At 54.5% G+C, this 4,771-nt stretch carries 5 protein-coding genes and 1 pseudogene; 2 read left to right on the forward strand and 4 right to left on the reverse strand.

The annotated features are described in order from the left end of the window. Positions 1-91 precede the first annotated feature (91 nt). Both ACJ8MK_RS25835 and ACJ8MK_RS25840 read right to left on the reverse strand, forming a co-directional pair. Positions 92-1,219 (reverse strand): DUF3883 domain-containing protein, encoded by a 1,128-nt coding sequence (locus ACJ8MK_RS25835; RefSeq protein ID WP_014837927.1) that lies wholly within the window; start codon positions 1,217-1,219, stop codon positions 92-94. A 50-nt stretch (positions 1,220-1,269) separates the two neighbouring features. Beyond that, a complete protein-coding gene (locus ACJ8MK_RS25840) occupies positions 1,270-1,497 on the reverse strand; it encodes a hypothetical protein (RefSeq protein ID WP_000248278.1) in 228 nt (75 codons plus the stop codon). A 23-nt stretch (positions 1,498-1,520) separates the two neighbouring features. Here ACJ8MK_RS25840 and ACJ8MK_RS25845 point away from each other — a divergent pair, with 23 nt between their 5' ends. Continuing rightward, entirely contained in the window at positions 1,521-1,712 is a 192-nt protein-coding gene (locus ACJ8MK_RS25845; RefSeq protein ID WP_000951934.1) for a hypothetical protein, read from the forward strand. Positions 1,713-2,193: 481 nt separating this feature from the next. Here ACJ8MK_RS25845 and ACJ8MK_RS25850 read toward each other — a convergent pair whose 3' ends face one another. After that, complete coding sequence (locus ACJ8MK_RS25850; protein WP_000587837.1) at positions 2,194-2,736, reverse strand: AAA family ATPase; 543 nt, start codon at positions 2,734-2,736, stop codon at positions 2,194-2,196. Between the two features lie 12 nt (positions 2,737-2,748). Continuing rightward, complete coding sequence (aac(3)-IId, locus tag ACJ8MK_RS25855; RefSeq protein WP_000557454.1) at positions 2,749-3,609, reverse strand: aminoglycoside N-acetyltransferase AAC(3)-IId; 861 nt, start codon at positions 3,607-3,609, stop codon at positions 2,749-2,751. Positions 3,610-3,751: 142 nt separating this feature from the next. On the opposite strand from aac(3)-IId, the pseudogene ACJ8MK_RS25860 reads away from it, so the two are divergent. Further along, positions 3,752-4,657, forward strand: a pseudogene (locus tag ACJ8MK_RS25860) (IS4-like element ISVsa5 family transposase); the annotation flags it as partial. Positions 4,658-4,771: the final 114 nt, after the last annotated feature.

Raw genomic sequence — 4,771 nt, forward strand, 5'->3', positions numbered from 1 at the left:
GTACGGCCCACAGAATGATGTCACGCTGAAAATGCCGGCCTTTGAATGGGTTCATGTGCAGCTCCATCAGCAAAAGGGGATGATAAGTTTATCACCACCGACTATTTGCAACAGTGCCCGTCGGCTTGAGATGCACATGTTGGCTGAGGTCGCCGGGTAGCGTGAACAGGCGCGGACCGTCCCGAAACTGGAACACGCGATACAGATGGAATTGATCGCCCGCCTCCTTGGAGAATTCGAGTTCGTTGTGGCTGACCAAGAAAGACGAGCCTACCCCGCCATTGGTGGTTTTCACCTCGATGAAGCGCTCATGGGCGTCCTCTTCGAACGACAGGATGTCGAACCCCGCACCGTCTCCCTGGGTGTCGGACACCCAATCCAGCCGCTGAAAAAGCTCTGGGTGGCCGAGCTCGGTCAGGCGTTGCTGTTCGTAGCCAATCACCCACTGCTCCCCTGCCCGGCCCAGCTTGCGGTTGGCTTCATCGCGAGCGGCATAATCGAACTTTCGCGGTAGGCGTTGCCGTAGAGATGCCGGGGTACGCACAAGCACTTCACGGGCGGGTGGTTCTACCAAAGCCGCTCGGTAGGTTTTGTCACCCGGAAGTTTTACCTCCTCCAGGGCATCGACAAGAGCGCCGACCGTCTGCTGATGTTCCAGAACGTAGGCGTGTACGGATTTACGCAGCAGCAGTTGGCTGTTGCCGCGTGGCTTGTAGCCGTTGATATAGGGCAGGCCCAGGGCATCGAGTACGGCGCTAATGTTCTGGTGCTTGAGCTCGACTGAAGACTTGCTGCGACCGTTCAGCAGTTGGCGCAGTGCCTGGTTGTGCTCGGACTTGTTGTACGGCTCCCCAGCCGCCTCGGCACGCAGCATGTCGAAATAGTCTTCGACCGTGGCCAGGACCTCTTCTTCGGACCAGTCTTCGCCGATGCGAATGATGCGAAACCCGAGCCGCGTCAGCGCCGGAACGACGGTCGCCTCGCCACCGGAGAAGCTGTCAGCAGTGAGCGGGCCCTGCTCGGGAAATTGCTTGCCGAAGGCCACACCGGCGATGGCCTTGGAATCGCAATCGGTGCCGGTCTTCGGATCACGTACCAGGAAGTCGCGGGACTTGCCGTAGCCGTGGCGCGCCAGGAATTTCGTGCGGCCCAGTTGCACGAACTCATCGATGGCAGCCTGCACGGCGGCGGGGCTTCGAAGCTGGGAGAGTTGAGACACAGGGTCCTTCCTTACTGTCATGGTGTGCCGGGAACCGCCGAGCCACGAGATTATGAGTAGCCCCTGAACAGAAACGTCACGATAAAAGCCGTGAACGCCACCAGGCCCATTAAATCCCTTGCGTATTTGCAGCCCGTGCTGTCCAAACCTGTACCAGGTCCGATCAACACGCTCCAACCATTGAGGTACGAAAACACCGCCTGACCGAACAAAAAATGCGTGATAGCCGCCGCAGCCATGACGCCGGAATCGTCAGACAGGCTGTAGCTGTTGACCATTGCCCTGTACGCCTGCATCTGAAATGGCTATTGCCCTGATGGGAGCCGGCTTTTCAGCCACCGACACCAGCGATGCCGTCAATATTCTTTACCCGATAACCATGACCGTACAAGCTAACAAGGCCTGGCAAGCCAGCGGACTTAAAAAGTCTTTTTTTCTACCATCCCACAAAAAAGTTCGTGGTGGAGAAAAGATAAGCTATGCAAGGCTTTAGGAGACGTGGTTTTTCAGGATGACGAAGAACGATTCGGCGCTAGGTGCAACATAGGTGCATCGCACGAGCGCTAGGAACGGCGAAAAAAGGCGGACGTGGCGAAATCGGTAGACGCAGCAGACTTTAAAATTGGAGTGCCCGCGGGGAAATCCGCGGAGTAGAACCGCTCAAAGTCGGGGAACGCTAACGGGCAATACCCTAAGCCAATCCCGAGCCAAGCCCCTTCGGGGGAAGGTGTAGAGACTGGACGGGCGGCGCCTAAAGCCTTCGGGCAATGGCGAAGGGACAGTCCAGACCACGAACGTCATCAGACGGCGGCGAAAGTCGAGGTGGTACGAAAATCTGCTTCTCTGTGAGAGTACGGGTTCGAGTCCCGTCGTCCGCACCACAAAGCCAAACATCCCTGCGATGATCGACCTCTGGGCGTTTGGTCGTGAGCCCGCCACCCTCGCGCTACGCTTTGCGCAGGCGTCGAAGGCGATCAGGTGCGCCCATCGATTCCGTCGAGCACCATCGCTGCGAGTTCATCGCTGGTGTGTGCACCACTATCGAGAACACGGGTTGTGCATGGAAGCCGTTCCCTTGCGGCCAAGCATCGGGCGACATTCGCTAATCGCCACTCTCGAATCTCCGCATTTCGATTCGGGTCAGGATGCATGGTCTGGTTCGCGATCCGGTGACGCAATAGGTCCTCGTTGAGCGTCAGAAAGATGTGCAGCAGCTGATCGTCGATCCGCCTTACCCCGTCGAGTATCTCAGTCAGATAGTCCGGGTGCACGAGCGTCATTGGGATGATGATGTCCTGCGAGTAATTCCTTCGAATCTCCCTGACCGCCGCGATCGTAAGTCCCCTCCACAAGGGGAGATCCTGATAGTCTCCGCTCGCTGGCATGGGGACCGTTTCTTTCACCACGAACCCGATTTCCTCGGGGTCAAAGATCAGCGATTTGGAACGCCGATCGCGCAGCCGCTTAGCGAGCGTCGTCTTTCCGGCGCCGAAAGGTCCGTTGATCCAGATTATCATTGTCGACGGCCTCTAACCTGAAGGCTCGCAAGAGCGCTCGACGGCCTCGTGCGGAGGCACGATCGGAGTGGTTCCGAAATGCTTCTCAAGATAGGTGACGCCGAACGTCACGATGTCCTGCGCGTCGAACAGGTAGCACTGAGCAAAGCCCACGACACCTTCTCGATGGCGACCGAGCTTCACGTAAGCATTTGCTATAGTTTCAACCGCATCCGGCTTTCCTTCGATAGCAAAGCAATCGAGAATGCCGTTTGAATCGTAATCCGATGCCGTTTTCCAGGCGACTTCACCGTCTCTTCCAAGCATCGGCATCTCATACGTCACCCACCGTTTGTTGGGGATATCGGCAACCGCCTCGGCGTAGTGCAATGCGGTAACGGAGTTTAGCGGCGCACCCAACAGCAGGGCCTTCCCGCCAAGGCGAACGAACCGCTCGACGGGCGATCCTTCCCCCAAGGCGTGACCGAGTTCGTGAGGCTCCGTCAGCGTTTCAGCCAGCGGACCAACCGCGACCATCGATGCATCGGGGTGCGCGCTGCGCCGCGCGCCGGGGGCTTGAACCAGAAATTGATTCAGCAGGCCGAACCCACGGTAAGTCCCGGCTGTTGCGGGATCGAACGGCAGCCAGGTACGGCGGGCTTCGTCATCCAGCCGAGCGCCATTCAGAGTCTCCTCGTAGGGTGATCGGTCCCACGACGCGTATCCCATCACAGTGCCAGTCGGCCCAACCGCGGAGCGTAACGCGGCAACGACCGTCTCCGCTCCTCCTTCGACCGGACCAATCGCTTTAAGTGAGGCATGCACCATCAAGAGGTCACCGGTTTGGACTCCGAGTTTTTGAAGCGCCTCCGTTATTGCCTTCCGCGTATGCATCGCGATATCTCCTCTAAACTGCAAAACACTATACGCTGATGAATCCCCTAATGATTTTGGTAAAAATCATTAAGTTAAGGTGGATACACATCTTGTCATATGATCAAATGGTTTCGCGAAAAATCAATAATCAGACAACAAGATGTGCGAACTCGATATTTTACACGACTCTCTTTACCAATTCTGCCCCGAATTACACTTAAAACGACTCAACAGCTTAACGTTGGCTTGCCACGCATTACTTGACTGTAAAACTCTCACTCTTACCGAACTTGGCCGTAACCTGCCAACCAAAGCGAGAACAAAACATAACATCAAACGAATCGACCGATTGTTAGGTAATCGTCACCTCCACAAAGAGCGACTCGCTGTATACCGTTGGCATGCTAGCTTTATCTGTTCGGGCAATACGATGCCCATTGTACTTGTTGACTGGTCTGATATTCGTGAGCAAAAACGACTTATGGTATTGCGAGCTTCAGTCGCACTACACGGTCGTTCTGTTACTCTTTATGAGAAAGCGTTCCCGCTTTCAGAGCAATGTTCAAAGAAAGCTCATGACCAATTTCTAGCCGACCTTGCGAGCATTCTACCGAGTAACACCACACCGCTCATTGTCAGTGATGCTGGCTTTAAAGTGCCATGGTATAAATCCGTTGAGAAGCTGGGTTGGTACTGGTTAAGTCGAGTAAGAGGAAAAGTACAATATGCAGACCTAGGAGCGGAAAACTGGAAACCTATCAGCAACTTACATGATATGTCATCTAGTCACTCAAAGACTTTAGGCTATAAGAGGCTGACTAAAAGCAATCCAATCTCATGCCAAATTCTATTGTATAAATCTCGCTCTAAAGGCCGAAAAAATCAGCGCTCGACACGGACTCATTGTCACCACCCGTCACCTAAAATCTACTCAGCGTCGGCAAAGGAGCCATGGGTTCTAGCAACTAACTTACCTGTTGAAATTCGAACACCCAAACAACTTGTTAATATCTATTCGAAGCGAATGCAGATTGAAGAAACCTTCCGAGACTTGAAAAGTCCGGCACTGTTGCAAAGTTAGCGATGAGGCAGCCTTTTGTCTTATTCAAAGGCCTTACATTTCAAAAACTCTGCTTACCAGGCGCATTTCGCCCAGGGGATCACCATAATAAAATGCTGA

The sequence above is a fragment of the Serratia sp. CY38905 genome, from assembly GCF_052168875.1.
Taxonomy (GTDB): domain Bacteria; phylum Pseudomonadota; class Gammaproteobacteria; order Enterobacterales; family Enterobacteriaceae; genus Serratia; species Serratia sarumanii.

Coding starts and splice junctions, on each gene's coding strand:
- ACJ8MK_RS25840 (WP_000248278.1), bottom strand. CDS start 1,497: ATGGTCAACAGCTACAGCCTGTCTGACGATTCCGGCGTCATGGCTGCG.
- ACJ8MK_RS25845 (WP_000951934.1), top strand. CDS start 1,521: ATGGCTATTGCCCTGATGGGAGCCGGCTTTTCAGCCACCGACACCAGC.
- ACJ8MK_RS25850 (WP_000587837.1), bottom strand. CDS start 2,736: ATGATAATCTGGATCAACGGACCTTTCGGCGCCGGAAAGACGACGCTC.